Consider the following 26,240-nt stretch of genomic DNA (forward strand, 5'->3'; position numbering starts at 1 on the left):
ACGGGTTCACTCGATTCAGGGCTGCTCGGGCGGCAGACGGGTGGCAATGATGAAGGCTGCGAGCAAGGCTACCAGACTGGCGATGGCGAAGGTCCAGGCCGGGCCCAGGCCCTTCCAGCTATAGCCGGCATACAGCGCACCCAACGCACCGCCGATGCCGGCCAGGCTGACATAGAGCGCCTGGGCCTGGCCCTGCTGGCGATCAGCGAAACTGCGCTGCACGAAGTGGATGCAGGCGGCATGGAAAGCGCCAAAAGTGGCAGCGTGCATGCACTGCGCCAGCAGCAGCACCGGCAGGTACTGGGGCAGATTACCCAGCAGCAGCCAGCGCACGGCGGTGATCAGGAAGCTGACCAGCAACACGGCGCGCAGTGAATAGCGCTGCAGCAGCCGCGCCATGACCAGGAACAGCAGGATCTCCGCCACCACCCCCAACGCCCAGAACAGCCCGATGGCGCCACGGCCGTAGCCAACACCCTCCAGGTGCAGAGTGAGGAAGGTGTAGTACGGGCCGTTGCTCAACTGCATCAGCCCGACGCTGACGTAGAACGCCAGGATGCCGGGGCGGCGCAATTGACGCACAAAACCCTCCGACTCCGGCGTGCTCGGGCGCAGCACGGGCCGTGCATTGGGCACCCAGAAACTGCTGACGACGATACCGGCGATGATCACCAGCAGCGCCGCCGGATACGCGTCCAGGCTCAGCCACTCGAACAGCAAACCGAGGCCGACCACAGCGACGATGAAGCCGATGCTGCCCCACAGGCGAATCTGGCTGTAGCGCGCCGCCTGCTCGCGCAAATGGGCCAGAGTGATCACCTCGAACTGCGGCAGCACCGCATGCCAGAAGAAGGCGTGAGTGGCCATGATCAGCGCCAGCCAGGCGTAGCTTTGACTGAAGAAGATGCCGGCGAAGCAGACCAGGGTGCACAGCGCGCCGAAACGCACGATCAACAGGCGCTGACCGGTGTGGTCACCCAGCCAACCCCACAGGTTCGGTGCCAGGCAGCGCATCAGCATGGGAATGGCGATCAACTCGCCGATCCGCGCCGGGGAAAAGCCCAGGTGGTCGAAGTACAGCGCCAGGAACGGCGCCGTCCCCCCGAGCAGGGCGAAGTAGAAGAAGTAGAAACCGGAAAGCCGCCAGTACGGCAGGGCCGCGCTCATGCCGCCGCCCGAATCACAGTTGAGGCAGCACCGGTGTGGTGACGCGCACGTCGGCGTTCTGCGCGCGGTGACGCAGCAGGTGATCCATCAGCACGATGGCCATCATCGCCTCGGCGATCGGCGTGGCACGGATGCCCACGCAAGGGTCATGACGGCCCTTGGTGATCACATCCACCGGGTTGCCATCGACGTCGATGGAACGCCCCGGCGTGGTGATGCTGGAGGTCGGCTTGAGCGCCAGGTGGGCGATGATCGGCTGGCCGCTGGAAATGCCGCCGAGAATGCCGCCAGCGTTGTTGGAGAGAAAACCTTCCGGGGTCAGCTCGTCGCGGTGCTCGGTGCCACGCTGGGCGACACTGGCGAAACCAGCGCCGATCTCCACGCCCTTGACCGCGTTGATGCTCATCAGTGCATGGGCCAGTTCGGCGTCGAGGCGGTCGAAGATCGGCTCGCCGAGGCCCGGCATCACCCCTTCGGCAACCACGGTGATCTTCGCGCCGACCGAATCCTGGTCGCGGCGCAGCTGATCCATGTAGGCCTCCAGTTCCGGCACCTTGTCCGGGTCGGGACTGAAGAAGGCGTTCTGTTCGACGCTGTCCCAAGTCTTGAACGGGATTTCGATAGGGCCGAGCTGGCTCATGTAGCCGCGGATGATGATGCCCTGGGTGGCCAGGAACTTCTTGGCGATGGCTCCGGCCGCCACGCGCATGGCGGTCTCACGTGCCGAGCTGCGGCCGCCGCCACGGTAGTCGCGGATGCCGTATTTGTGGTGGTAGGTATAGTCGGCGTGGGCCGGGCGGAACAGATCCTTGATCGCCGAGTAGTCCTTGGACTTCTGGTCGGTGTTGCGGATCAGCAGACCGATGGAGCAGCCGGTGGTCTTGCCCTCGAACACGCCCGACAGGATTTCCACCTCATCGTCTTCCTGGCGCTGTGTGGTGTGGCGGCTGGTGCCCGGCTTGCGGCGATCGAGGTCGCGCTGCAGGTCTTCCAGGGAGATCTCGACACCGGGCGGGCAACCGTCGACGATGGCGACCAGCGCCGGGCCATGGCTTTCGCCAGCGGTGGTGACGGTGAACAGCTTGCCGTAGGTATTGCCGGACATGGGAAGACGCTCCGCGAAATTCAGCTCAGGCCCGGCGCTGCGCAGGCCCGATTCACAAGGTGGGCGAGTATACCTGCCGATAACGTGCAGTTCACCCCGAACGGGCATTTCTAAAAACGTAAGCGAGGCAGTCAGCACAATACCGATGGCGGCCCCGCAGAAAACAGGCGAAAAGCGGAGTTTACGGGCTGTAAATGAGCATTTGAGCCTGTTTTCTAACGCAGTGATGACAACGCAGCTAGTTTTTAGAAGTGCCCGAACCTTGCCCCGCTGCCAGCGTCCAACACCAACCTGCCACTACCCTGCCCTCATCATGTTGCGAGCCCTGCTCTTGTCCCTCACCCTGATCACCGGCCTGGCCCAGGCCAGCACCACCCGGCAACTACCCGTCAGCCTCGACACCGACCAGGGCACCCTGTACGGCAGCCTGCTGGTGCCGCAGAGCGACAAGCCGGTGCCGGTGGCGCTGCTGATCGCCGGTTCAGGCCCCACCGACCGCGACGGCAACAACCCTCAAGGCGGGCATAACGATGCGCTGAAGAAGCTGGCCCAGGTGCTGGCACGCAACGGCATCGCCAGCCTGCGCTACGACAAGCGCGGCGTGGCCGCCAGCCGCACCGCCACGCCGGAGGAAAAGGACCTCAGCGTCGAGCGCTATGTGGCCGATGCTGAAGGTTGGGCCGGATTGCTCAGGGATGATCCGCGTTTTGATCGATTGATTCTCATCGGCCACAGCGAAGGCGCACTGATCGCCAGCCTGGCCGCGCCTGGCAGCCAGGCCGATGCCCTGGTGTCCATCGCCGGCCCCGCCTACCCCATTGGCCAGGTACTGGACATGCAGCTGGCCATGCGCCTGCCGCCGCCGCTTCTGGCCGAGAGCCGGCACATCCTCGCCAACCTGATTCGCGGCAAGCTGCAGCCCAAGGTGCCCAGGGAACTGCAAGCGATCTATCGCCCCAGCGTACAGCCCTACCTGATCAGCCTGCTGCGCCAGGACCCGGCGGAAAACTTCGCCGCGCTGCAGATTCCCGCACTGATCGTGCAAGGCACTCACGACGCCCAGGTCAGCCCGGACAACGCCGAAGTGCTCAAGCAGGCCAAGCCCGATGCCGAACTGGTGATGATCGCCGGCATGAACCATGTCCTGCGCATCACCCCGGCGCCCTGGAACGAACAGCTGGCGTCCTACGACGATCCACAGCTACCCTTGGCCCGTGCGCTGGGTGAGAAGATCCTGTCCTTCATTCGCTCCAGTGCCGAGGAAAATGGCCGATAACGCATCGACGGCCACCGAACAGCACACAGGACGCCCATGAGCGAAAACCCAGCCCCGCAGGCACAAGCGCCAGATGCCGAAGCGGCGACAAGCGAAACGCCTGCCGCGCCACATCCCTGGGCGGACCTTCCAGCCGAGCAATTCAGCCTGCTGCGTCTGGCGCCGCTACCCGTCGACCGGGAAACCGGTCCGAGGCCACTGCGCTTCGTCCAGCTTGGCCGGGTGGAGCGTCACGCCAAAGACACGAGCCTGCTGCGCCTGACCATCCAGGTGCCCGGCCAGCGCCTGCATCGCCACAACAACCTGCTGGAGGTCTGGGCCGACCATCAGCGCAAGGAGGTTCGCTTCGGCCCCGACAAGGGCCTTAGCGTAGAGCCGGGCAATCGTGGTCTGGGGCGCTTTCTCATGGCCCAGGGCATTGCCTGGGCACGCAAACAGTACGCGCACTATCAAGTCGAGGGCGCCGCCCTGCCGACCAAGGACAACTTCAATGACGCCGCCCGCGCCCGCCGTGACCACGCGCTGAAGGCGCAGGGTTTCACCATCGAGTACAGCGACCCGTTGCAACTCAAGCCTTTCTACAGCGCACCGCGAGTCAGCTCGCTGCATGGCGACTGGCATGCCGAGAAGGTGCAGATCATCGAGTTGCTGGATGCTGCCGCGATGTTGCAGCAGGCCGACCAGACGCTGCAGGAGCAGGACGTCAAACTGCGCAAGCTGGAAGATCGGCTCGAGCGCCTCAAACGCGAAGACAGCGGCCTGCGCTTCACCATCACCTGCCTGGTGGCATTCAGCCTGTTTCAGGCCGGGTTGCTGATCTGGATCGCAACACGCTAGCGGCCCCTGGTGCGCGCGGCGCACCCTACGGCACTAAGTCAGCCGCAATGCTCGTAGGGTGCGCCGTGCGCACCGGCGGGTCAGCCTTCGATGCGCGAACGAAACAGTTCCTGATGCTCGCGGCACTGCTTGGCCGCCAGCAGGAACACACCGTGTCCGCCGCGCTGGAAGTCAAGCCAGGTGAAGTCCACATCCGGGTACAACGCCTCGACATGCACCTGACTGTTGCCCACCTCGACGATCAGCACGCCACGCTCGGTGAGGTGATCGGCCGCCTCGGCCAGCATGCGTCGCACCAGATCCAGACCATCATTGCCGCAGGCCAGGCCCATCGCCGGCTCGTGCTGGTACTCGGCGGGCATGTCGGCAAAATCCTCGGCGTCGACATACGGCGGGTTGGAGACGATCAGGTCGAAACGCTGCCCCGGCAACCCAGCGAAACCATCGCCCTGCACACAGTAGACACGCTCCTCCAGGCCATGGCGCTCGATGTTGAGGTTGGCCACCTCCAGCGCATCGAACGAAAGGTCGCCCAGCACCACTTCCGCTTCAGGGAATTCGTAGGCGCAGGCGATGCCAATGCAGCCGGAGCCGGTGCACAGGTCGAGAATGCGCGCCGGCTCGGTCGGCAGCCAGGGGGCGAAGTGACGGTCGATCAGCTCGGCGATCGGCGAACGCGGCACCAGCACACGCTCATCGACGACGAAAGGCAAACCGCAGAACCATGCCTCACCGAGCAGGTACGCGGTGGGTACACGCTCTTCGATACGGCGCTTGAGCAGCGTCTGCAGGTGGGCGTGCTCGTCGTCTTCCAGGCGGCAATCGAGGTAGGTGTCGGAAATTTCCCAAGGCAGGTGCAGTGCACCGAGCACCAGTTGGCGCGCTTCATCCCAGGCGTTGTCGGTGCCATGACCGAAGAACAGTTGCTCGGCCTGAAAACGGCTGACGGCCCAACGGATGTAATCGCGCAGGGTGCGTAAACGGGTAGTGAGAGCGGTCACGGGCGGCCTCCGGGTGAAAAGTGCGGAAGTTTAGCCCAGTGCAGGTAGCGAGCGCATGAATTGCGGGTTATCGAGTGCTCATAGCCGCTCGTGCTTCTTGCGCAAGGCATCGTCATCAGGACGGCGCAGCTCGCGCAGAACCGCGATGGCCACGGCGATGGAGAACAAAAGCCAGAAATGCGGGGAAAACTGCGACAAAAGAGACATGGCAACTCCTTTTGCATACGACCCTGAGTCCTTCAGGACAGTTCCGATTCTGCTCCGGCAAAATGCACCGGGCAAGCCTTGGCGCAGATAGAGGTTCACAGAGCGCTCTGGCAAGCGGACAATGGCACATCATCACCATCAGCCAGGAGCCCGAGATGTCCCATCCGCAAACCATGTTCCAGCTCACCGGTCGTGGCCACGCGCCGGCCAGCCTGAACAATGCGACCCTGCTGATCATCGATGCCCAGGAAGAATACCGCAGCGGCGTACTGGCGCTGCCGGGCCTGGACTCCGCGCTGGCAGAGATCGCCAGCCTGCTGGCAGCAGCGCGCAGTGCCGGTGCTGACATCGTTCACGTCAAACACCTTGGCATTCCCGGCGGCCTGCTCGACCCCAGCGGTCCGCGCGGTCGTCACCTGCCGGAAGCGGCCCCACTGGCTGGCGAGATCGTCGTGGAGAAACGCCTGCCCAACGCTTTTGCCGGCACCGAGTTGCATGATCGCCTGCAGGCGCTGGGCCATCTCGACCTGATCGTCTGCGGTTTCATGACCCATTCCAGCGTCAGTACCACCGTGCGCGCCGCCAAGGACTATGGATATCGCTGTACCCTGGTCGATGCCGCCTGCGCCACCCGCGACCTGCCCGCACCGGATGGCAGCGTGATAGCCGCCGCCGAGGTACATCGCATCGAGATGATCGCACTGGGCGACAACTTCGCCACCCTGGTGCCGCACGCCAAATCGCTGGTGTGAAGCCTGTTGCAGTTATCGCCAATGCTGCGGAACCCGGACGCGACCAGTCGGTCATACCGGCGATAAGCCAAAGGAAATCGGAATGAAGCTGTCCGACGATTTCGATGCACGCCGCTTGCGCCCACGCCAGCCGAGACACTGGCGCCTGCGTATCGGAGCCGGCCTGGGCGCCCTGCTCGCCACTTTCGGCATTCTCTTGTCGATGGCGGGCGTCGCTTCACTGGCAGGTCGCGCGCCCGTGCTGGGTACGCTTAACGACTCCACCGGCGAGGCCATCGTTCTGCTGCTGCTCGGCCTGTTCCTGTTGTGGGCCGGCGTCGCCTTCTGGCGTCGCTGCCGCAGACGCCTGCGTCGCCCCAGCGACCTGAGCCTGTCGCCATCACTGATGAAAAAGCGCGACTGAATCGCCCAAAAACACAGCGCCCACAACAGTAGGAGCTGGCGTGCCAGCGATGCTCTTCGCCAATCGAATTATTGATGATCGCCTGCAAGCGGGCTCCTACAAATTCGTCTTTCTACGCTTACAGCGCCTGCCATTTGGGTAAAATGCTCGCCTGTTTCGCGGAGCCACCGATGCAAGACGACGACTTTTCCCTGTTCCAGGCCGAGCTGCGCGGCGTCAAGCCGATCAAGCACGACCGCGCCGACACCGGCAAACCCAAAGCTGACAGTAAACGGTTCAGCTCCCTGCGCCAGGCTGCAACCATCAGCCAGGGCGAGACCAAGGTGGACGGGCTGTCTGACCAGTTCGTCATCGACGTCGGCGCCGAAGACCCGCTGTACTGGGCCGGCAACGGCGTGCAGGACGGTCAGATGCGCAAGCTCAAGCTGGGCCAGATTCCCTTCGACGGCAGCCTCGACCTGCACGGCATGAGCGTCGAGAAGGCCCGCGATACGCTGTGGGAGTTTCTCGCCGAAGCCACCAAGCTGGAGATTCGCTGCGTGCGCGTCACCCACGGCAAGGCAGTGCGCATGGACGGACGCAAGCCGATGATCAAGAGCCATGTAAACACCTGGCTGCGCCAGCACCCGCAGGTGCTGGGTTTCAGCTCCTGCCTGGCCAAACACGGCGGCACCGGCGCGGTGTACATCATCCTCAAGCGCACCATGATGGATGGTCGCGACGAGTAATAAGAAACCGTATTGGCGCCTGGCACTCTTGTCAGGTCCTTGTCGGCGCCCTACCCTGCGCCCATTCGATACCCAACAGGATTTTCCATGTCCCTGGAACAACAGTACACCGCGATCCTCGGCCAGCTTGGCGAGGACGTTACCCGCGAAGGTCTGCTGGACACGCCCAAGCGCGCCGCCAAAGCCATGCAGTACCTCTGCCGTGGCTACCAGCAGACGCTGGAAGAAGTCACCAACGGCGCACTGTTCAGCTCCGACAACAGCGAAATGGTGCTGGTCAAGAACATCGAGTTGTACTCGCTGTGCGAGCATCACCTGCTGCCGTTCATCGGCAAGGCTCACGTCGCCTACATTCCCAACGGCAAGGTGCTCGGCCTATCCAAGGTGGCGCGTATCGTCGACATGTACGCGCGGCGTCTGCAGATCCAGGAAAACCTCAGTCGGCAGATCGCCGAAGCGGTCGAGCAGGTCACCGGTGCACTGGGCGTGGCAGTGGTCATCGAAGCGCAGCACATGTGCATGATGATGCGCGGCGTGGAGAAGCAGAATTCCTCCATGGTCACCTCGGTGATGCTCGGCGAGTTCCGCAGCAACCCGGCGACACGCGGCGAATTTCTCAATCTGGTTCGCTGAGCCACCCCCAAGATGACGGCCGCTCACTTCGCTGAACGGCCGTCGCCCTTTTAGCGTAAAAGTCGCACAGCGACGCCCTCCTTGATGCCCTTCTCCCTCCGGGAGAAGGTGGCGCGAAGCGCCGGATGAGGGCGAGCAAGACCACCAAGACCCTCATCATCTGGGCTGCCGCCCGCGGCATGCCCGCTCAGGAGTCAAAAACATGTTGCTCAAAGCCCTTCGTATCGGCCTGGGCCAGCTCGTCATATTCGTCGACTGGATCAGCCGCCCGCGCAAACTCAAGCGCAGCCCCGAGGCGCAAGCCGAAGTCGAGCGCGCCACCGCCGACCTGGCGCTGTACCAGTTCCACGCCTGCCCGTTCTGCGTCAAGGTGCGGCGCAGCCTGCATCGCCTCAACCTGCCGGTGCAGTTGCGCGACGCCAAGAACGATGCCGAACACCGGCAGGCGCTGGAACAGCACGGCGGCCGCATCAAGGTGCCGTGCCTGCGCATCGAAGAAAACGGTCAGAGCACCTGGCTGTATGAATCCAAGGCGATCATCGCCTATCTGGATCAGCGCTTCGCCGGTTGAGGATCGGAGGGGCTGCGGTGCGCATGGCGCACCGGGCCACGTCGCTCAATTCGTAGCCGGATGCAATCCGGGAGCCTCGGAGCTACCCTGCACCGGTCATTTCACGGCTGAAGCCGCTCCTACAGGATCGGCGTATCTTCGCCTCTCTGTGCAGGAGCGAGTCTCTGACCGCGAACAGCGCCCTAGGGTTCGATACCGTAGGCCTTGAGCTGGTCGAGGAACTGCGCTTCGTCCAATACCTTCACCCCGAGCTCACTGGCCTTGGCCAGCTTCGAGCCAGCGCCCGGCCCTGCGACGACGCAATGGGTTTTGGCTGATACCGAGCCGGCCACCTTGGCGCCCAGGCTTTCCAATTTCTCCTTGGCCACGTCGCGACTCATCACCTCCAGGGTACCGGTCAGCACCCAGGTCTGGCCGGCCAGCGGCAGGCCTTCGGCGACCTTTTTCTCGCTGTCCCAGTGCATGCCAAAATCACGCAACTGCTGCTCGATGGCGCGAGCCAGCTGGGCATTTTCAGCATTGTCGAAGAACTCCCGCACAGCCTTGGCCTGCTTCTCCGGCAGCGTCTGGCGCATGTCTAGCCAATCGCCGCCGAGCACGCCTTCGAGGCTGCCGAAACGCTCAGCCAATTTCTGCGCGGCACCGGGACCGACACTCGGAATGTTCAGCTTGTCGAGCATGCCGCCGAGGGTGGCAACGGCCGAGAACTCGGCGCTCAGTTCGCCCTCTTCCTGCAACTCGAGGCCGCACTCGCCGAGCAAGGCGCTGATCACCTGCTGGTTATGCGCGTCCTCGAAGAAGCTGTGGATCTCATGCGCCACCTCCAGACCGATGTCCGGCAAGTAGGTGAGCACCTGGGGCAGCGCCTGACGTACGCGCGCCAGCGAGGCCAGGGAGCGCGCCAGCACCTTGGCGGTTTCCTCGCCCACATCGGGGATACCGAGCGCGTAGATAAAGCGCGCCAGCGTAGGCTTGCGGCTATCGGCAATGGCCGCAAGCAGCTTGTTGCTGGACACCTCGGCGAAGCCTTCAAGGCCGATGATCTGTTCGTACTGCAGCTTGTACAGGTCGGCCGGTGAGGCGATCAGCTTCTCATCCACCAACTGCTCGATGGTCTTGTCGCCGAGGCCTTCGATGTCCATGGCGCGGCGCGAGACGAAGTGAATGATCGCCTGCTTGAGCTGCGCCTGGCAGCTCAGGCGACCGACACAGCGGTACACCGAACCATCACTGAGCGACTCCTTGCCCTTGCTGCGCTTGACCAGTTGCGTGCGCTCCACGGCCGAGCCGCACACCGGGCATTGCTCGGGGATGTGCACGGGGCGCGCATTATCCGGACGACGCTCGGGCACCACCGCCATTACCTGCGGGATCACGTCACCGGCGCGGCGGATGATCACCGTATCGCCGATCATCACACCCAGGCGCGCCACTTCGTCCATGTTGTGCAGGGTGGCATTAGCCACCATAACGCCCGCCACTTTGACTGGATTCAGCCGCGCCACGGGCGTGACCGCGCCGGTACGGCCGACCTGAAATTCCACGTCGAGCAGCTCAGTGAGTTCTTCCTGCGCCGGGAACTTGTGGGCGATGGCCCAGTGCGGGGTGCGCGCACGAAAACCCAGCTGCTGCTGATCTTCGATAGTGTTGACCTTGAACACCACGCCATCGATGTCATAGGCCAGGCTCATGCGCCGCTCGCCGATATCACGGTAGTAGTCCAGGCAGGCTTCCACGCCTTTGGCCAGTTTCAGCTCGCGACTGATCGGCACGCCCCAGGCCTTGAGCTGCTGCAGCATGGCCACCTGAGTGCCTGGCAGCTCGCCGCTGACCTGGCCGACGCCGTAGCAGCAGAACTCCAGCGGACGGCTGGCAGTGATCTTCGGGTCGAGCTGACGCAGACTGCCGGCGGCGGCGTTGCGCGGGTTGGCGAAGGTCTTGCCGCCGCTCTCGGCCTGGCGCGCATTCAACTCCTCGAAGCCGGCCTTGGGCATGAACACTTCGCCACGTACTTCCAGCACCTGCGGCCAACCCTCGCCCTGCAGCTTGAGCGGCACGTTGCGGATGGTGCGTACGTTGCTGGTGATGTCCTCGCCGGTACTGCCATCACCGCGCGTGGCGCCGCGCACCAGTTGGCCGTTTTCGTAACGCAGGCTGACGGCGAGACCATCGAGCTTGGGTTCGCAGCTGTACTCGACCTCGGCACCACCGCCAAACAGATCGCCGCCCTGTACACCTAGGCCGTTCTGCACGCTGCGGTCGAAGGCGCGCAAGTCGTCTTCTTCGAAGGCATTGCCGAGGCTGAGCATCGGCACTTCATGGCGCACCTCGCCAAAGGCGCTGAGCGCTTCACCGCCGACGCGCTGGGTCGGCGACTCCGGGGTCACCAGCTCCGGATGCTCCGCCTCCAGCGCCTGCAGTTCGCGGAACAGGCGGTCGTACTCGGCGTCCGGCACGCTCGGCTCGTCCAGCACGTAGTAACGGTAGTTGTGCGCGTCCAGTTCATTGCGCAGTTCGGAAATACGTTGGGCAGCGTCGGTCATGCTCGGTCTCTCAAACGAAAAGAGCAGCCTCGGCTGCTCTTTTGCAATGCACTGGTGTTTCAGCGTTTCTGGGTCAGTTGCCGGCGCTCGAATTCGACGATGCGCTGGCGGTAGTGTTCGATGGTTTGCGCAGTCATCACGCTGCGCTGGTCGTCCTTCAGCTCACCGCCCAGTTCATGGGCCAGCTTGCGCGCCGCAGCGACCATCACGTCGAAGGCCTGCTTCGGATGACGCGGGCCGGGCAGACTGAGGAAGAAGCTCACCGCACGGGTGCTGAAGCCTTCGATGTCGTCCAGATCGAAAGTGCCTGGCTTGAGCGCATTGGCCATGGAGAACAGCACCTCGCCGTTGCCTGCCATGCTCTCGTGACGGTGGAAGATGTCCATCTCGCCGAAACGCAGACCGCTTTCGAGAATGTTCTGCAGCAGCGCCGGGCCCTTGAAACCAAAGTCGTCGCGGGCGACCACGTTGATCACCAGCACCTCTTCCACCGGTGCAGCATCGACAGCCGGCCTGGTGGCTTTCTTGGGTTCGACGGGCTGGTCATCGACCGGGTTGAGCAAGGTCGGTACCGGCTCATCGACGGCCAGATTGAGGTCGCCCTGCTGAGGCTCGTTGCGAGGACGACGCGGCAGGTCCTTGGCAGTCATCGAGGGCAGGTCGTCTTCATCCAGTTGCGGCTCGTGGTCGCGTTGCACCACACGCGGTGTACTGAGCAGATCCGGATCACTGTCGTCGTCCGACATATTCGCGAAGCTGCGGTCAAGTCTGAACTTGAGCTTGCCCTTGCCTCCGCGCATACGGCGCCAGCCGTCGAACAGGATGCCAGCGATAACGATGATGCCAATAACGATCAGCCACTCGCGCAGACCGAATTCCATGAAATACCTGACCCTTAAAAATTCTGGTGAAAAAAAGATCCAATCAAACGGATCACAACTCGACTATAAAACGCGGTGCCAACTTCATGTTCTACCTGACGTTTTCCGCGTGTAACAAAAGTGGGCAATAAGCTAGCACGACGAAAGGCAACTTTACACAGGCAGCCACATAAGGTTTTGCCCGTACTCAGTTAATCTCGCGGCGCACTGCCATTACGCCTCCACCATCGCCAGCGCCTCCTCGACATCCACCGCTACCAGACGCGAGCAACCCGGCTCGTGCATGGTAACCCCCATCAACTGATCGGCCATTTCCATGGCGATCTTGTTGTGGGTGATGTAGATGAACTGCACCGTTGCCGACATCTCCTTGACCAGCCGCGCATAGCGCCCGACGTTGGCGTCGTCCAGCGGGGCATCCACTTCGTCCAACATGCAGAACGGCGCCGGATTGAGCTGGAAGATGGAAAACACCAATGCCAGAGCGGTCAGCGCTTTCTCTCCACCGGAGAGCAAATGAATGGTGCTGTTCTTCTTGCCCGGGGGCCGCGCCATGATGGTTACACCGGTATCGAGTAAATCTTCGCCGGTGAGTTCCAAATAAGCGTTGCCGCCACCGAAAACTTTTGGAAAGAGTGCCTGCAAACCGCCATTGATCTGATCGAAGGTGTCCTTGAAACGATTGCGCGTTTCCTTGTCGATCTTGCGAATGACGTTTTCCAGGGTTTCCAGTGCCTCGACCAGATCCGCATCCTGCGCATCCAGATAGCGCTTGCGCTCGGACTGCTGCTGATACTCGTCGATGGCCGCCAGGTTGATAGGCCCGAGCCGCGCGATACGTGCGGCCATGCGCTCCAGCTCCTCTTCCCAGGCGCTTTCCGTGGCCTCGGCCGGCAGCGTGGCGATCACCCCGTGCAGGTCGTAGTTGTCCTCGGCGAGCTGATCGGCCAACGCCTTGCGCCGCACGTTGAGCGACTGCCAGTCCATGCGCTGCTGCTCCAACTGGCTGCGCAGCAGTTGTGCCTGCTGCTCGGCCTGGGTGCGGCGCTTCTCGGCATCGCGCAGTTCGCGATCGGCATCTTCCAGCGCCAAACGCGCCTGACGCAGTTCGTCGTCCACCGCCATGCGCCGCTCGAGCAGCTCTTCGAGCTTGATGCGCAGTTCTTCCAGCGGCGCCTCGCCCTCCTCAAGGTTCAGCGACAGTTGCTCGCGCCGCTCATGCAAGCGCTCGGCCTGCATTTCCAGGCGTTCCAGCGCCTGGCGGGTGGAGTCGTGCTGGGCCTTGAGCGAACCGACGCGCACCGCCAGTTGATGCGCGTGATCCTTGTGCTGACGCGCATCCTGGCGCACACGATCGAGACGCTCGCGCAGACTGTCGCGGCTGGCCAGCAGGCTTTCGCGCTGCTCGTTATCCAGCGCCATGGCGTCCAGTGCATCCTGCAGTTGCAGCCGTGACTCGCCCAGCTGTTCCTGCTCGATCTCGCGCTGCTCAGCCGCTTCCTGCAGCTCGTCGTGCAGACGGCGACGGCGCAGGCCCAGTTGCTCGGCCTTGGCCTGGCTGGCGGACAGCCGCGCCTTCAGCTCACTCAGCTGGCGCGCCAGCTCCTGCCCCTGGCGGCGCTGCTGCTCACGCTGTTCCTCCTGGCGACGCTGCTCTTCGCGCAGCGCCAGCAGGCGTTCATCCAGTTGCGCCAGGGCCGCCTCACGCTCGTCGCGCTCCAGCTGCAGGCGTTCCAGCTCCTGACCGCGCGCCAGCACGCCGCTGTCGGCCTCGGCGGCGCGACGCACGCGCAGGAAATGCCGGCCGACCCAGTAGCCTTCGCGACTGATCAGGCTTTCGCCCTCGGCCAATTGCGAGCGAGCCGCCAGCGCCTGCTCCAGGGATTCCACCGGGCGCACGCCGGCCAGCCAGGGTGACAGGTCGTGGCTCGACTCGACCTTGTCCAGCAGGCTGCCGACGCGGCGCGCGCCGCCCCTGGCGGGACTGGCCAGGCGCAGCTCGCCCTGCTCCAGAGCCGAGAAATCCAGCCCGGCAAAATCATCCAGCAGCACCGCCTGCAGGTCGGCGCCGAGCACGGTTTCCACCGCCAGCTCCCAGCCAGCCTCCACGCGCAGCCCTTCGGCCAGGCGCGGGCGCTGCAGCAGGTTCTGTTCACGTAGCCAATCACCCGCGCCCTGCCCTGGATCGAGCGCTGCCTGTTGCAGCGCTTCCAGCGAAGCCAGGCGACCGTTCAGCCGTTGCAGCTCGCCTTGGGCCTGCTGCTGGGCCTGGCCGGCCTGCTGCAGTTCCTCGCGCAGTTGTTGCAGACGCTCGGCCTGCTGCTCTTCGGCCAGCTGCAGGGCTTCGTGCTCCAGCTCTCCAGCAGCCAGCTGTTCGTTCAGTTCGAGAATGGCGGCGTCTTCGGGGTCGGCCGCCAACTGCTGCAGTTCTTCGCCCAGACGGCGCTGTCGTTCAGCCAGGCGCTCCAGGCTCTGTTCCAGTTGGGCGATGCGCGACTGCTGCACCTCGGCCTGGCGACGCGGTTCGGCACTGCGCTGGTTGAAGCCGTCCCACTGCTCCTGCCAGCCGTGCATGGCGGCCTCGGCCTCTTCCAGGCTGGCGGCGGACTCCTCGGCGGCGGCGGCGGTCATCTCCTGCTCGGGCAGGAGCATCTCCAACTCTTCGCCCAGGGTGGCCAGCAGAGTGCGGTCATGACCGAGGTGCGACTCGGTTTCCAGACGCGCCTTTTCCGCGTCGCGCAGGTCATCCTGCAACTGGCGCAGACGCTGCTGGCCGTGCTGGATGCTCTGCTCGACGCGGGCGATATCGCCACCCACGGAATAGAAGCGGCCCTGCACCAGGTTGAACCGCTCACTCAGTTCATGATGGCCATCGCGCAGGCGTTCGATACTGGCATCGGCGCTGCGCTGCTCGGCCACCAGGGCCTCGAAGGCCACTTCCTGGTCGCCGATCACCTGCTCGCGGCTGCCGACCTGCTGGTTCAGGCTCTGCCAACGCAGGGCCAGCAATTGCGCCTTGAGCTGACGCTCCTCGGCCTTGTATTCCTGATATTTCTCCGCCGCCTGGGCCTGGCGATGCAGACGCTCGAGCTGGCGTTCCAGTTCTTCACGCAAGTCGCTCAGGCGCTCCAGGTTTTCCTGGGTACGACGGATGCGGTTTTCGGTCTCGCGGCGGCGCTCCTTGTATTTGGAGATGCCAGCGGCTTCCTCGATGAAGTTGCGCAGTTCCTCGGGCTTGGCCTCGATCAGCTTGCTGATCATGCCCTGCTCGATGATCGAGTAGCTGCGCGGGCCAAGACCGGTGCCGAGGAAGATGTCTGTGATATCGCGGCGCCGGCATTTGGTGCCGTTGAGGAAATAGGTGTTCTGGCCGTCTCGGGTCACCCGACGGCGAATGGAAATCTCGGCGAAGGCAGCGTATTCGCCTACCAGCGAATTGTCGCTGTTGTCGAAGATCAGCTCGATGGAAGCCTGGGTCACCGGCTTGCGCGTGTTGGAGCCGTTGAAGATGACGTCGGTCATCGACTCGCCACGCAGGTTCTTCGCCGAGCTTTCGCCCATCACCCAGCGCACGGCGTCGATGATGTTGGACTTGCCGCAACCATTGGGCCCGACCACCGCCGCCATGTTGCTGGGGAAACTCACCGTCGTCGGATCGACGAAGGATTTGAAGCCGGCCAGCTTGATGCTTTTCAGGCGCATCGGGGCTTAGCGCTCGGCCAGGGTCGCCAGCACCAGCTGGCAATTGTGCTGACCATACGCCTGCAGCACCTCGCGGGCGCGCGCGTTGTCGCGAACGATGATCGCCTGCAGCAGACTGGCGAAGGTGCCCATGAACTGGCCCATCTCGCCTTTGCGCCGTTCCAGCGCCAGGTGATAGGTGCGACTGATGGCGGGCAGCAGATTCTCCAGGGTTTCCTGCAGATAGGGATTGTCGGCGAAGGGAAAGGCCGCGCGCATCACATCGAAGCTGCTCTCGACGAAGGCGCCGATATCGCCGCGCTCCAGACTGGCCAGCAGACGCTGCTGGATATCGACGAAGGGCGCCAGGTCGGTTTCCACCTTCCAGCGCTCGATCACCGCACGCGCCAGCATGATGTAGAGCTCGATGGTCAGCGCGTAGAGGCTGGTGACGTGATGCGGAGTCAGTTCGCTGACCTGTGCACCACGACGCGGCAGGATCACGATCAGGTGGCGACGTTCGAGAATCAGCAGCGCTTCGCGCACCGAACCGCGACTGACGTTGAGGGCCTGGGTGACTTTCTGCTCCTGGATGCGCTCACGCTCCTTGAGCTCACCGCGAATGATGCGTTCGGCCAGGTAATGGGCAATTTGCTCGGCGAGGCTGTCCGGGGCCTTGAATGTCATGACATTCCTTATTTGCGTCGATCCAGGGGCAGGCGGTCGAGTCTGGGAGCCCCGTCACGGCTGGGCGGGAGCAAAAAATCTGGCGACGAGTGTAACACAGGGTGTTACCCCGCCAAGCGTCCCCGCAGGGCACTTTCCGTTCTAAAGGTTGGTCGTGGGCGTCTGTCCATGAAAATGGATTGTCCTACAATCCTAGATAAGCCCCTCGACAGCAACGACCCGGAGAACTCGATGTTCGAACGCCTGCCTTCACACTGGATGCTCGCCCTGAAAAAGGTCGGCTACTGGATCTGGCTGATCCCGGTACTGGGCATCCCGCTTAGCTATCACTGGTCACAGGGCAGCGCCCATGCAGACGCCTGGCCATGGCTGGTGATCAGCGTGGTGTTCGGCGTGATTCCCCTGCTGGACTTCGTCGTCGGCCGCGATCCGGCCAACCCGGATGAGCGCGACGAAGTGCCGGCACTGGAAGCTCAGGGCTACTACCGCCTGCTGAGCCTGGCCACGGTGCCGCTGCTGCTGGCGATGCTGGTGTGGAGCGGCTGGATATTCGCCACTTACGAAGGCTGGAGCTGGGTCGGCAAGCTCGGCTGGGTGCTGTCGGTCGGCACGGTGATGGGCGCCATCGGCATCACCGTGTCGCACGAACTGATCCACAAGGACGCACTCCTGGAGCAGAATGCCGGAGGTCTGCTACTGGCAACGGTGTGCTACGCCGGCTTCAAGGTGGAACATGTGCGCGGCCACCACGTTCACGTCTCCACGCCCGAGGATGCCTCCTCCTCAAGATTCGGCCAGAGCCTGTATGCCTTTTTGCCCCACGCCTACAAGCACAACTTTCTCAACGCCTGGAAGCTGGAGGCCGAGCGTCTCAAGCGGCGCGGCCTGCAGGCACTGCATTGGCGCAACGAGCTGATCGGGTGGTACGCCATCAGCGCACTCATGCTGCTCGGCTTCACCCTCGCCTTCGGCTGGCTGGGCGCCCTGTTCTTTCTCGGCCAGGCGTTCATCGCCTTCACCCTGCTGGAGATCGTCAACTACGTCGAACACTACGGCCTGCACCGGCGCAAACTGGACAACGGCCGCTACGAGCGCACCAATGCGCACCATTCCTGGAACAGCAACTTCCTGCTGACCAACCTGTTTCTCTTCCACCTGCAGCGCCACTCCGACCACCACGCCTACGCCAAGCGCCGCTACCAGGTGCTGCGCCATTTCGATGACAGCCCGCAGTTGCCCAATGGCTATGCCGGGATGATCGTGCTCGCGGTGCTCCCACCGCTGTGGCGGGCCGTGATGGACCCCAGGGTGCGTGCCTACTACGCCGGCGAAGAGCACCAGCTGAGTGAGTCGCAGCTGACGTAAACCTCCTGCTCCAGCAACCCCGGCAGTGCAAGCTCCCGGGGTTTTGCTTTTGTAGGTGTGCGGGCCCACCCAGGCCCTGCGCACCAGTGCTGTGCCATGTTTGCCTGTGGTTATTGGTGCGCGCGGCGCACCAACCATTCGCCGCCGAACATTTGTGCGCACGGCCTAGACGGCCCCGGACACCCTACGGAAACCCCGCAGCAGAGCCCTAGCTGGCACGAAAACCGCTACGCTCAGAGCATGAATCCGGCCCCCGCGCTGATAACTGAAACGCACGACAAACAGCTGACCACGAGGTCAAATATTTGTTGACCCAAAAGTCAGAAAACTCTAGATTGCCCCCATGGTCACTCACACCCGGGCCCTGCAATGCGTGCGCATTACCCGGCGAGCCACCGATTCATAACAATAAAGTGCCTGGAGGTCGTCCTTGATCCAGTTTTTACTCAACCGGGAGCTGCGCACCGAGCATGCCCTGGACCCCAACGTCACCGTGCTCAACTACCTGCGTGAACACGTCGGCAAAACCGGAACCAAGGAAGGCTGTGCCTCCGGCGACTGCGGTGCCTGCACCGTGGTGGTGGGCGAGCTCGATGGCGACCGCGTTCGTTATCGCACCCTCAACTCCTGCCTGACCTTCGTTTCCAGCCTGCACGGCAAGCAACTGATCACCGTCGAAGACCTCAAGCACCAGGGCAAGTTGCACAGCGTGCAGCAGGCGATGGTCGACTGCCATGGCTCGCAGTGCGGCTTCTGCACCCCCGGCTTCATCATGTCGCTGTTCGCCCTGCAGAAGAACTCCACGGGCTACGACAAGGGCCAGACCCTCGAAGCCCTGGCCGGCAACCTGTGCCGCTGCACCGGCTATCGCCCGATCATCGATGCCGCCGAGCAGGCCTGCTGCCAGAAGCAGCCGGATCAGTTCGATGCCTTCGAAAGCAACACCGTGGCCCAGCTCAAGGCCATCGCCCCGCGTGAAACCGCCGAGCTCAACAGTGGAGACAAGCGCTGCCTGGTGCCGCTGACGGTGGCCGACCTGGCCGACCTCTATGCTGCCAACCCCGAAGCCCGCCTGCTCGCCGGTGGTACCGACCTGGCCCTGGAAGTCACCCAGTTCCACCGTGAACTGCCGGTGATGATCTACGTCGGCCATATCGAAGACATGAAGCGCATCGAAGTGACCGACAGCGCCATCGAAATCGGTGCTGCTGCGGCGCTGTCCGACTGCTACGAAGCGCTGTCGCGCGAATACCCGGACTTCGGCGAGCTGCTGCATCGCTTCGCCTCGCTGCAGATCCGCAACCAGGGCACCCTGGGCGGCAACATCGGCAACGCCTCGCCCATCGGCGACGCCCCGCCGCTGCTGATCGCCCTTGGCGCGCAGATCGCCCTGCGCCAGGGCAATACCCGGCGCATCCTGCCGCTGCAGGACTACTTCCTGGACTACAAGGTGACCGCGCGCCAGGAAGCCGAATTCATCGAGAAGATCATCGTGCCGCGTGCCCGGGCGAATCAGGCGTTCCGCGCCTACAAGGTGTCCAAGCGCCTGGACGACGACATCTCCGCCGTCTGCGCCGCCTTCAACCTGAGCATCGAAGATGGTGTGGTCACCGCAGCACGCATCGCCTTCGGCGGTATGGCCGCCATCCCCAAACGCGCCAGCGCCTGCGAAGCGGCCCTGGTCGGCTCGGCCTGGTATCCGGGAGTGATCGAGCGTGCCTGCGACGCACTGGGTGAGGACTTCACCCCGCTGTCGGACTTCCGCGCCAGCAAGGAATACCGCCTGCTCACTGCCCAGAACCTGCTGCGCAAGTTCTTCCTGGAGCAGCAGTCGCCCGAGGTCGAAACCCGGGTTACCGCTTACGCCTGAGGGCGCAGTGAATTGATACGCCGCCGGCCCGCCCGGCGGCATGCGAAGTTTTGGAGGCGAAGATGTCCAATCATATCGAACACAAATCCCAGGAAGAGCTGGCCGCCCTGTTCCGCGCCGGCATGACCAGCGGCGTCGGCAAGAGCGTCAAGCACGAGAGCGCGGACAAGCATGTGTCCGGCGAAGCGGTCTATGTCGACGACCGCCTGGAATTCCCCAACCAGTTGCACGTCTACGTACGCCAGTCGGATCGCGCCCATGCGCGTATCGTGCGTATCGACACCCGCCCCTGCTACGAATTTCCGGGCGTGGCCATCGCCATTACCAAGGACGATGTACCCGGCCAGTTGGACATCGGCCCGGTGGTCGCCGGTGATCCATTGCTGGCTGACGGCAAGGTCGAGTACGTTGGCCAGGTGGTGCTGGCAGTCGCTGCCGACAGCCTGGAAACCGCACGCAAGGCGGCCATGGCCGCGATCGTCGAATACGAGGACCTGGAACCGGTGCTCGACGTGGTCGAGGCCCTGCGCAAGAAGCATTTCGTGCTGGCCAGCCACACCCACCGCATCGGCGATTCGACCAGCAAGTTGGCGAGCGCCCCGCGTCGCCTGCAGGGCACCCTGCATATCGGCGGCCAGGAGCACTTCTACCTGGAAACCCAGATTTCCTCGGTCATGCCCACCGAAGATGGCGGCATGCTGGTCTACACCTCGACGCAAAACCCCACCGAGGTACAGAAACTGGTAGCCGAAGTGCTCGGCGTGCCGATGAACAAGATCGTCATCGACATGCGCCGCATGGGCGGCGGTTTCGGCGGCAAGGAAACCCAGGCTGCTGGCCCGGCGTGCCTGTGCGCAGTGATTGCGCACCTCACCGGCCGGCCGACCAAGATGCGCCTGCCGCGCGTCGAAGACATGAGCATGACCGGCAAGCGTCACCCCTTCTACGTCGAGTACGACGTCGGCTTCGATGACGACGGCCTGCTGCACGGCATCGAGATGGACCTGGCCGGTAACTGCGGCTACTCGCCAGACCTGTCCGGCTCCATCGTCGACCGCGCCATGTTCCACTCGGACAACGCCTACTTCCTCGGCAACGCCACCATCAATGGCCATCGCTGCAAGACCAACACTGCCTCGAACACCGCCTACCGCGGTTTCGGCGGTCCGCAGGGCATGGTCGCCATCGAGGAAGTGATGGACGCCGTGGCCCGCAGCCTGGGCAAGGATCCGCTGGAAGTGCGCAAGCTCAACTACTACGGCAAGACCGAGCGCAACGTCACCCACTACCACCAGACCGTCGAGCACAACGTCATTCACGAAATGACCGCCGAGCTGGAGGAGAGCTGCGAGTACGCCAGGCGTCGTGAAGAAATTCGCGCCTTCAACGCCAAGAGCCCGGTATTGAAGAAAGGCCTGGCCATGACCCCGGTGAAATTCGGCATCAGCTTCACCGCCACCTTCCTCAACCAGGCCGGCGCGCTGATCCACATTTACACCGACGGTTCGATCCATCTGAACCACGGCGGCACCGAGATGGGCCAGGGCCTCAACACCAAGGTCGCACAGGTCGTGGCCGAGGTGTTCCAGGTCGATATCGAACGCATCCAGATCACCGCCACCAACACCGACAAGGTGCCCAACACCTCACCCACCGCGGCCTCCAGCGGCGCCGACCTCAACGGCATGGCGGCGAAGAACGCAGCCGAAACCATCAAGCAACGCCTGGTCGACTTCCTGGTGCGCGAGTACAAGGTCACCCCGGAAGACATCGAATTCCGCAACGGCCAGGTGCGCGTGCGCGATCACTTCCTGTCCTTCGAGGAGATGATCCAGAAGGCCTACTTCGGTCAGGTCTCGCTGTCTTCGACCGGCTTCTACCGCACGCCGAAAATCTACTACGACCGCGACAAGGCCGCCGGCCGCCCCTTCTACTACTACGCCTACGGCGTGGCCTGCGTGGAGGTGCTGGTCGACACCCTGACCGGCGAATACCGCATGCTGCGCGGCGACATCCTGCATGATGTCGGCGATTCGCTGAACCCGGCCATCGACATTGGCCAGGTCGAGGGCGCCTTCGTCCAGGGCATGGGCTGGCTGACCATGGAAGAACTGGTGTGGAACGCCAAGGGCAAGCTGATGACCAACGGCCCGGCCAGCTACAAGATCCCGGCCATCGCCGACATGCCCATCGACCTGCGCGTGAAGCTGGTGGAGAACCGCAAGAACCCGGAAGACACCGTGTTCCACTCCAAGGCCGTCGGCGAGCCGCCGTTCATGCTCGGCATCGCTGCCTGGTGCGCCCTGAAGGACGCCGTGGCCAGCCTGGGCGACTACAAGGTGCAACCGCAGATCGACGCCCCGGCCACCCCCGAGCGCGTGCTCTGGGGCGTGGAGCAGATGCGCAAGTTGAAGGCTGCAGCCAAGGTTGCCAGCGCTGCCGAGGTCGAGCCGGCGTAGCACGCGCCACCGAACTGGTGGATGTGCTGCGCGACATCCACCGTCGTAGGGTGGACAACCGCGAAGCGTTGTCCACCAGAGGCGTGAACAACGAACAAAGCAGGTGTACAACAATGACAAAACACACCGAACCGAATAACCGCCCTGCTCGCCCGGCACCGGTACCGATTCTCGACCCGTCGCCGAGCAACTGGCGCCTGCCGCGCCCGGGCCAGACCACGCCTTCCTGGAGGCTGAGCAAATGAGCTGGATCAGCGCCCTCGCCGACCTGCAACAACAAGGTGAAGCCTGCGTACTGGTGACCATCATCGAGGAACGTGGCTCGACGCCACGTAATGCCGGCTCGAAGATGGTGGTCACCGCCGAGCGCATCTTCGAAACCATCGGCGGCGGTCATCTGGAATACAAGGCCATGGAGATGGCGCGCGAGATGCTTGCAACGCGCAGCCAGGACACGCGCCTGGAGCGCTTCTCCCTTGGTGCCAGCCTCGGCCAGTGCTGCGGTGGCGCCACCGTGCTGCTGTTCGAGCCCATGGGCCAGCCCCAGGCGCAGATCGCCGTGTTCGGTGCCGGTCATGTCGGCCGAGCGCTGGTGCCGCTGCTCGCCAGCCTGCCGTGCAAGGTGCGCTGGATCGACTCGCGGGAGAACGAATTTCCCGAGCACATCACCGCCGGCGTGGAAAAGATCGTCAATGACGAAGTGGTCGACGAGGTGGAGAACATGCCGCCCGGCAGCTACTACATCGTCATGACTCACAACCATCAGCTCGACCTGGAGCTGACCGCGGCGATCCTCAAGCGCGGCGACTTCGCCTACTACGGCCTGATCGGCTCGAAGACCAAACGCGTCAAGTTCGAGCATCGCCTGCGCGAACGTGGCTTCGAGGAAACGCTGATGGCACGTATGCGCTGCCCCATGGGCCTGGCCGAAGTGAAAGGCAAGCTGCCGGTGGAGATTGCCGTGTCCATCGCCGGCGAGGTGATCGCCACCTATAACGCAAGCTTCGGCCAGGACGTGAAGAAAGGCGAATCCAGCGTCGCCAAACTGCTGCCGGCCTCGCGCCGGTCCTGACTCTGCCTAATTCGCGGCGCGCCCAGTAGGGTGCGCCGTGCGCACCAACAACACCGCATTGTCCGTGGTGCGCACAGCGCACCCTACGCAGTGCAGCCGCCAATCGAGACGTAATAGATGACCACCCATATCAAAGCCTACCGCGCTGCCATCCTGCACAGCCTCGCCGACCCGGCCGTGGTCGGTGTCGAGCAATCCTACGAATATTTCGAGGACGGCATCCTGCTGATCGAAAGTGGCAAGATCACCCAGGTCGGCGCTGCTGCCGAGCTGTTGCCGAAGCTGGCCGGCGTCGAAATCACCGAGTACCGTGACGCGCTGATCACCCCCGGATTCATCGACACCCACATCCACTACCCGCAGACCGGCATGATCGCCTCCTACGGCGAACAGTTGCTGGACTGGCTCAACACCTACACCTTCCCCACAGAGCAGCAGTTCGAAGACAAGGCGCACGCCAGCGACGTGGCAGCGATCTTCCTCAAGGAACTGCTGCGCAATGGCACCACCACCGCCCTGGTATTTGGCAGCGTGCATCCGCAGTCGGTGGATGCCTTTTTCGAGCAGGCCAGCAAGCTCAACCTGCGCATGATCGCCGGCAAGGTGCTGATGGATCGCAACGCCCCGGACTACCTGACCGACACCGCCGCATCCGGCTACGCCGAGAGCAAGGCATTGATCGAGCGCTGGCACGGCAAGGGCCGCTTGCACTACGCGGTCACCCCGCGCTTCGCGCCGACCAGTACGCCGGAGCAACTGGAGCTGGCCGGCAAGCTGCTGGGTGAGTATCCGGACCTGTACATGCACACCCACCTGTCCGAGAACCGCAAGGAGATCGAGTGGGTCAAGGCGCTGTTCCCAGAGCGCAAGGGCTATCTCGATGTCTACGACCACCACAAGCTGATCGGCCCGCGCGCGGTGTTCGCTCATGGCGTGCACCTGTGCGACGACGAGTGCAGACGCCTGGCCGAGACCGGCTCTGCGGTCGCCTTCTGTCCCACTTCCAACCTGTTCCTGGGCAGCGGCCTGTTCGACCTGAACAAGCTGGAAGCCCATGGTGTGCGCGTCGGCCTGGGTACCGATGTCGGCGCCGGCACCAGCTTCAGCCAGCTGCAATCGCTGAACGAGGCGTACAAGGTGATGCAGTTGCAGGGCAAGAAACTCGACCCGTTCAAGTCGCTGTACCTGGCCACCCTGGGCGGCGCCAATGCGCTGTACCTGGACGACAAGCTGGGCAACTTCCTACCCGGCAAGGACGCCGACTTCGTGGTGCTGGACTACAACGCCACGCCGCTGATCAGCTACCGCATGCAACAAGCCAAGAGCCTGGAAGAACGCCTGTTCGCCCTGACCATGCTCGGTGATGACCGCGCCGTGAAAGAGACCTTTGCCGCTGGTGCATCGGTGCACCAGCGCTAAGCGTAGGGTGTGCCGCTCGATCCACGGGCTAACGTAGGGTGCGCCGCGCGCACCAAGGGCCGCATGGGAATTGCGGCTGACAGGGTGGCGTAGGGTGGATGTCGTTTTTTTACATTTACCAAAGCGATGGATCGATAAAGCGTGATCCACCCGACGGATTGACGGGTGGGTTCGCGGCGCTGAACGCCAATCTTGCAGGCGCAGATAAGAGCGGTACGCCGCGTAATCCACCCTGAACATCAATCGTTGCCAGATCGAGCACGCCGGCCAATTTCACGTGGCCATGGTGCGCACGGCGCAACCTGCCGCGCTGAATACGAAAAAGCCCCGATGCGCGAGCATCGGGGCTTTCTTGTTACACGCAACGAATCAGCGGTTGGCAGCGCTGCGGCCGGGCTTCTTCTTGGTCTGCAGCAAGTGCGAGAACACCGCGTGCAGATCGTCCGAAGCGCTTTCCTCGTCCAGGTTCAGCTTGCTGTCGATATGATCCATATGATGCATCATCAGGTGCACCGCACGCTCGGCATCGCGCGCCTCGATGGCGTCGATCAGTTGATTGTGCTCGTCATAGGAGCAATGCGAACGGCTGCCGCTTTCGTACTGGGCGATGATCAGCGAGGTCTGCGACACCAGGCTGCGCTGGAAACTCACCAGCGGCGCATTACGCGCGGCCTCGGCCAGCTTCAGGTGAAACTCGCCGGACAGGCGAATACCTGCACCTCGATCGCCGCGTGAGAAACTGTCCTGCTCGTCCTTGACCATCTGCCGTAGCTCGGCCAGTTGCTCGGCGGTCGCGTGCTCGACGGCCAGCTCGGTGATGGCGCGCTCGACCAGGCGGCGCGCGTAGAAGATCTGCCGCGCTTCTTCGACGCTCGGGCTGGCCACTACCGCGCCACGGTTCGGGCGCAGCAGCACCACGCCCTCATGAGCCAGACGCGAAAGAGCGCGACGGATGATGGTGCGACTGACGCCGAAGATCTCACCCAGCGCCTCTTCGCTCAGCTTGGTGCCGGGCGCCAGACGCTGCTCGAGAATGGCATCGAAGATATGGGCATATACGACATCGTCCTGAGTCCCGCTGCGGCTGCTTTTGCCCACGCGCGGCTGCTTCTTGAGAGGCTGCAATTGATCGTTCATTCTGGCTCGCGTCAATGAGAGTCGGCGACACTGCGACTCTACTGTGTTCTACCCGGTAGCTGACAAGCTCCGAGCGAAAAAACATCAGAAAAAAATTCAGGCAATTGTACACAAGTCAACCAGCCACTACACCCTTCGTTGTATGACGTCATAGCTGAGCATCGGTATCTCATCGCCTGAGGCTGAGCACAGAACGACAAATTCTTTCCTTATATATAGCCGACTCCTCAGTCCATTAATGGCTAAGGACCTTCAACGGCTGACGAATCGATGCTCAGGCGATAGAAGGCCTTCAGCCGGCCATAAAGATATCTCTTTGTTTTAAAAGAACTTCACTCTAAAGATCGAGAAGATTGTCGCCAAATCTCTACGCACCCACCTCAGCACGGCCAATTGGTGCGATCAATGCAACACTAAAAACATTAATTGCATTTTTTGTATACAAC

General features: G+C 63.2%; 22 protein-coding genes. 13 read left to right on the plus strand and 9 right to left on the minus strand.

All coding sequences use genetic code 11. The features are described 5' to 3' along the window. Positions 1-15: 15 nt before the first annotated feature. The gene (locus H3221_RS14245) at positions 16-1,167 is read right to left on the minus strand and encodes an MFS transporter (protein ID WP_196475076.1); all 1,152 of its coding nucleotides are present in this window, start codon (positions 1,165-1,167) and stop codon (positions 16-18) included. Positions 1,168-1,180: 13 nt separating this feature from the next. After that, positions 1,181-2,272 (minus strand): chorismate synthase, encoded by a 1,092-nt coding sequence (gene aroC / locus H3221_RS14250; RefSeq protein WP_196475077.1) that lies wholly within the window; start codon positions 2,270-2,272, stop codon positions 1,181-1,183. A gap of 313 nt (positions 2,273-2,585) precedes the next feature. On the opposite strand from aroC, the gene H3221_RS14255 reads away from it, so the two are divergent. Together H3221_RS14255 and H3221_RS14260 are read left to right on the plus strand one after the other, a co-directional pair. Beyond that, the gene (locus tag H3221_RS14255) at positions 2,586-3,548 is read left to right on the plus strand and encodes an alpha/beta hydrolase (RefSeq protein WP_196475078.1); all 963 of its coding nucleotides are present in this window, start codon (positions 2,586-2,588) and stop codon (positions 3,546-3,548) included. Positions 3,549-3,584: 36 nt separating this feature from the next. After that, positions 3,585-4,385, plus strand: coding sequence for a hypothetical protein (locus H3221_RS14260; RefSeq protein ID WP_160017684.1), 801 nt, complete (start codon positions 3,585-3,587; stop codon positions 4,383-4,385). An 80-nt stretch (positions 4,386-4,465) separates the two neighbouring features. Here the strand turns inward: H3221_RS14260 and prmB are convergent, their stop codons facing one another. Both prmB and H3221_RS25625 read right to left on the minus strand, forming a co-directional pair. After that, positions 4,466-5,386, minus strand: coding sequence for a 50S ribosomal protein L3 N(5)-glutamine methyltransferase (gene prmB, locus H3221_RS14265; RefSeq protein ID WP_196475079.1), 921 nt, complete (start codon positions 5,384-5,386; stop codon positions 4,466-4,468). A gap of 78 nt (positions 5,387-5,464) precedes the next feature. Then, a complete protein-coding gene (locus H3221_RS25625) occupies positions 5,465-5,593 on the minus strand; it encodes a hypothetical protein (protein ID WP_256667044.1) in 129 nt (42 codons plus the stop codon). Positions 5,594-5,748: 155 nt separating this feature from the next. Between H3221_RS25625 and H3221_RS14270 the strand changes: the two genes are divergently transcribed. The 5 genes from H3221_RS14270 to H3221_RS14290 all read left to right on the plus strand — a co-directional run bounded on the left by H3221_RS14270 (position 5,749) and on the right by H3221_RS14290 (position 8,680). Further along, on the plus strand, positions 5,749-6,345 hold the full coding sequence (locus H3221_RS14270) for a cysteine hydrolase family protein (RefSeq protein ID WP_196475080.1): 597 nt from the start codon (positions 5,749-5,751) through the stop codon (positions 6,343-6,345). 82 nt (positions 6,346-6,427) lie between these two features. Beyond that, complete coding sequence (locus H3221_RS14275) at positions 6,428-6,748, plus strand: hypothetical protein (RefSeq protein WP_160017682.1); 321 nt, start codon at positions 6,428-6,430, stop codon at positions 6,746-6,748. A gap of 170 nt (positions 6,749-6,918) precedes the next feature. Next, a complete protein-coding gene (locus H3221_RS14280) occupies positions 6,919-7,476 on the plus strand; it encodes a Smr/MutS family protein (protein WP_160017681.1) in 558 nt (185 codons plus the stop codon). An 87-nt stretch (positions 7,477-7,563) separates the two neighbouring features. Then, a complete protein-coding gene (folE, locus tag H3221_RS14285; protein WP_075748315.1) occupies positions 7,564-8,109 on the plus strand; it encodes a GTP cyclohydrolase I FolE in 546 nt (181 codons plus the stop codon). Positions 8,110-8,311: 202 nt separating this feature from the next. Beyond that, on the plus strand, positions 8,312-8,680 hold the full coding sequence (locus tag H3221_RS14290) for a glutaredoxin family protein (protein WP_192981662.1): 369 nt from the start codon (positions 8,312-8,314) through the stop codon (positions 8,678-8,680). A 182-nt stretch (positions 8,681-8,862) separates the two neighbouring features. Here the strand turns inward: H3221_RS14290 and ligA are convergent, their stop codons facing one another. From ligA to H3221_RS14310, 4 genes are all read right to left on the minus strand, one after another. Further along, entirely contained in the window at positions 8,863-11,223 is a 2,361-nt protein-coding gene (gene ligA, locus H3221_RS14295) for an NAD-dependent DNA ligase LigA (protein ID WP_196475081.1), read from the minus strand. 59 nt (positions 11,224-11,282) lie between these two features. After that, positions 11,283-12,104, minus strand: a complete 822-nt coding sequence (zipA, locus tag H3221_RS14300) for a cell division protein ZipA (RefSeq protein ID WP_160017678.1) — start codon at positions 12,102-12,104, stop codon at positions 11,283-11,285. Positions 12,105-12,317: 213 nt separating this feature from the next. Beyond that, a complete protein-coding gene (smc, locus tag H3221_RS14305) occupies positions 12,318-15,806 on the minus strand; it encodes a chromosome segregation protein SMC (protein ID WP_196475082.1) in 3,489 nt (1,162 codons plus the stop codon). 6 nt (positions 15,807-15,812) lie between these two features. Next, complete coding sequence (locus H3221_RS14310; protein ID WP_192981673.1) at positions 15,813-16,472, minus strand: GntR family transcriptional regulator; 660 nt, start codon at positions 16,470-16,472, stop codon at positions 15,813-15,815. A 231-nt stretch (positions 16,473-16,703) separates the two neighbouring features. On the opposite strand from H3221_RS14310, the gene H3221_RS14315 reads away from it, so the two are divergent. The 6 genes from H3221_RS14315 (at position 16,704) to guaD (ending at position 24,657) form a co-directional block, all read left to right on the plus strand. After that, entirely contained in the window at positions 16,704-17,837 is a 1,134-nt protein-coding gene (locus H3221_RS14315; protein ID WP_196475083.1) for an alkane 1-monooxygenase, read from the plus strand. Between the two features lie 430 nt (positions 17,838-18,267). Next, on the plus strand, positions 18,268-19,707 hold the full coding sequence (gene xdhA / locus H3221_RS14320; protein ID WP_196475084.1) for a xanthine dehydrogenase small subunit: 1,440 nt from the start codon (positions 18,268-18,270) through the stop codon (positions 19,705-19,707). Between the two features lie 62 nt (positions 19,708-19,769). Beyond that, the gene (gene xdhB, locus H3221_RS14325; protein WP_196475085.1) at positions 19,770-22,166 is read left to right on the plus strand and encodes a xanthine dehydrogenase molybdopterin binding subunit; all 2,397 of its coding nucleotides are present in this window, start codon (positions 19,770-19,772) and stop codon (positions 22,164-22,166) included. A gap of 113 nt (positions 22,167-22,279) precedes the next feature. After that, on the plus strand, positions 22,280-22,411 hold the full coding sequence (locus H3221_RS25630) for a hypothetical protein (RefSeq protein ID WP_263482781.1): 132 nt from the start codon (positions 22,280-22,282) through the stop codon (positions 22,409-22,411). Beyond that, positions 22,408-23,238: a xanthine dehydrogenase accessory protein XdhC gene (gene xdhC, locus H3221_RS14330; RefSeq protein WP_196475086.1), complete on the plus strand. Its 831-nt coding sequence runs from the start codon at positions 22,408-22,410 to the stop codon at positions 23,236-23,238. The genes H3221_RS25630 and xdhC overlap by 4 nt, the downstream gene beginning before the upstream one ends. 117 nt (positions 23,239-23,355) lie before the next feature. Next, the gene (gene guaD / locus H3221_RS14335) at positions 23,356-24,657 is read left to right on the plus strand and encodes a guanine deaminase (RefSeq protein ID WP_196475087.1); all 1,302 of its coding nucleotides are present in this window, start codon (positions 23,356-23,358) and stop codon (positions 24,655-24,657) included. A gap of 369 nt (positions 24,658-25,026) precedes the next feature. On the opposite strand, the gene H3221_RS14340 is transcribed toward guaD, so the two are convergent. Continuing rightward, positions 25,027-25,794, minus strand: coding sequence for a GntR family transcriptional regulator (locus tag H3221_RS14340; protein WP_024307768.1), 768 nt, complete (start codon positions 25,792-25,794; stop codon positions 25,027-25,029). Between the last annotated feature and the right edge of the window lie 446 nt (positions 25,795-26,240).

Origin of the sequence: Pseudomonas chaetocerotis (assembly GCF_015712105.2) — a bacterium.
In the GTDB taxonomy this organism is placed as follows: Bacteria; Pseudomonadota; Gammaproteobacteria; order Pseudomonadales; family Pseudomonadaceae; genus Aquipseudomonas; species Aquipseudomonas chaetocerotis.

Excerpts from the sequence above, each read along its gene's own strand:
- H3221_RS25630 (WP_263482781.1), top strand. The coding sequence starts at position 22,280 with ATGACAAAACACACCGAACCGAATAACCGCCCTGCTCGCCCGGCACCG.
- guaD (WP_196475087.1), top strand. The coding sequence starts at position 23,356 with ATGACCACCCATATCAAAGCCTACCGCGCTGCCATCCTGCACAGCCTC.
- H3221_RS14260 (WP_160017684.1), top strand. The coding sequence starts at position 3,585 with ATGAGCGAAAACCCAGCCCCGCAGGCACAAGCGCCAGATGCCGAAGCG.
- H3221_RS14290 (WP_192981662.1), top strand. The coding sequence starts at position 8,312 with ATGTTGCTCAAAGCCCTTCGTATCGGCCTGGGCCAGCTCGTCATATTC.
- smc (WP_196475082.1), bottom strand. The coding sequence starts at position 15,806 with ATGCGCCTGAAAAGCATCAAGCTGGCCGGCTTCAAATCCTTCGTCGAT.
- xdhC (WP_196475086.1), top strand. The coding sequence starts at position 22,408 with ATGAGCTGGATCAGCGCCCTCGCCGACCTGCAACAACAAGGTGAAGCC.
- ligA (WP_196475081.1), bottom strand. The coding sequence starts at position 11,223 with ATGACCGACGCTGCCCAACGTATTTCCGAACTGCGCAATGAACTGGAC.
- xdhB (WP_196475085.1), top strand. The coding sequence starts at position 19,770 with ATGTCCAATCATATCGAACACAAATCCCAGGAAGAGCTGGCCGCCCTG.
- H3221_RS14275 (WP_160017682.1), top strand. The coding sequence starts at position 6,428 with ATGAAGCTGTCCGACGATTTCGATGCACGCCGCTTGCGCCCACGCCAG.
- H3221_RS25625 (WP_256667044.1), bottom strand. The coding sequence starts at position 5,593 with ATGTCTCTTTTGTCGCAGTTTTCCCCGCATTTCTGGCTTTTGTTCTCC.
- H3221_RS14270 (WP_196475080.1), top strand. The coding sequence starts at position 5,749 with ATGTCCCATCCGCAAACCATGTTCCAGCTCACCGGTCGTGGCCACGCG.
- H3221_RS14315 (WP_196475083.1), top strand. The coding sequence starts at position 16,704 with ATGTTCGAACGCCTGCCTTCACACTGGATGCTCGCCCTGAAAAAGGTC.
- H3221_RS14245 (WP_196475076.1), bottom strand. The coding sequence starts at position 1,167 with ATGAGCGCGGCCCTGCCGTACTGGCGGCTTTCCGGTTTCTACTTCTTC.
- folE (WP_075748315.1), top strand. The coding sequence starts at position 7,564 with ATGTCCCTGGAACAACAGTACACCGCGATCCTCGGCCAGCTTGGCGAG.
- aroC (WP_196475077.1), bottom strand. The coding sequence starts at position 2,272 with ATGTCCGGCAATACCTACGGCAAGCTGTTCACCGTCACCACCGCTGGC.
- H3221_RS14280 (WP_160017681.1), top strand. The coding sequence starts at position 6,919 with ATGCAAGACGACGACTTTTCCCTGTTCCAGGCCGAGCTGCGCGGCGTC.
- H3221_RS14340 (WP_024307768.1), bottom strand. The coding sequence starts at position 25,794 with ATGAACGATCAATTGCAGCCTCTCAAGAAGCAGCCGCGCGTGGGCAAA.
- H3221_RS14310 (WP_192981673.1), bottom strand. The coding sequence starts at position 16,472 with ATGACATTCAAGGCCCCGGACAGCCTCGCCGAGCAAATTGCCCATTAC.
- zipA (WP_160017678.1), bottom strand. The coding sequence starts at position 12,104 with ATGGAATTCGGTCTGCGCGAGTGGCTGATCGTTATTGGCATCATCGTT.
- H3221_RS14255 (WP_196475078.1), top strand. The coding sequence starts at position 2,586 with ATGTTGCGAGCCCTGCTCTTGTCCCTCACCCTGATCACCGGCCTGGCC.